This window comes from Ruegeria sp. HKCCD7628 (assembly GCF_057221005.1).
The window spans coordinates 1-1,059 of the sequence record NZ_JBWVBA010000037.1 but is presented as its reverse complement, the minus strand read 5'-3'; the positions used below and the strand labels follow the sequence as shown (position 1 = coordinate 1,059).

The 1,059-nt window shown below is 60.0% G+C and carries 1 protein-coding gene; it reads right to left on the bottom strand.

Annotation, left to right across the window (positions count from 1 at the left end; genetic code table 11):
* Positions 1-1,059, bottom strand: a 1,059-nt coding sequence (locus tag AC2TAD_RS22280) for a Re/Si-specific NAD(P)(+) transhydrogenase subunit alpha (RefSeq protein WP_480870744.1), incomplete at both ends; no start/stop codon positions are given.

Genomic DNA, 1,059 nt, shown 5'->3' with positions numbered 1-1,059 from the left:
CGTGGTTGATCTGACCGTCCTTCTCGGGCGTCAGGTCAGTCATCATGTGACGGATGTTGGTCGCGTACAGAGACGACGATTGCGCCGCCATCCGGCTGGGGAAGTCGGTATAGCCGATGATGGTCACGCCATTGTCGGTCACGATCTTCTCATCCGCGACGGTCAGCTTACAGTTGCCGCCTTTTTCCGCCGCTAGGTCCACGATGACCGAGCCCGGCTTCATGCTTTCGACCATATCCTTGGTCCAAAGCTCGGGCGCTTCGCGGTTCGGGATCAGCGCGGTGGTGATCACGATGTCCATCTCGGGGGCAAGTTCACGGAACTTGGCCAACTGCGCGTTGCGGAATTCTTCGGACTGAACCGACGCATACCCGCCAGTGGCCGCGCCATCCTGCTGCTGCTCTTCAAAGTCCAGATAGACGAATTCCGCACCCATCGACTCGACTTGCTCGGCCACTTCGGGGCGCACGTCGAACGCATAGGTGATCGCGCCCAGCGACGTGGACGTCCCGATCGCGGCCAGACCGGCCACACCGGCCCCCACGATCAGAACTTTCGCAGGGGGTACTTTACCCGCCGCCGTCACCTGACCGGTGAAGAAACGGCCAAAGTTGTTGCCCGCCTCGATCACGGCACGGTAGCCCGCGATATTGGCCATCGACGACAGCGCGTCCATCTTCTGCGCCCGACTGATCCGAGGCACCATCTCCATCGCGATCACGTTCGCGCCTTTGGATTTGGCCAGCTCCATCCCGTCTTCATTGCCCGCAGGGTTGAAGAACGAGATCAGCGTCTTGCCCTTGGTCAGACGCTTCAACTCGGTCTCGGTGGGCTGACGCACCTTGGCGACAATATCGCAGTCTTTCCACAGCGCAGCAGCGGTCTTGATAACCTCAACCCCTGCAGCTTCATAGGCAGCATCCGAAAAACCTGCCGCAAGACCAGCCCCCTTCTCAATGGCGCAGTCATAGCCAAGTTTCTGCAACTGCAAAGCGGACTCGGGCGTCATCGCGACCCGGTTCTCACCGTCCAGTATTTCCTTTGGTGTGCCTAGCTTCA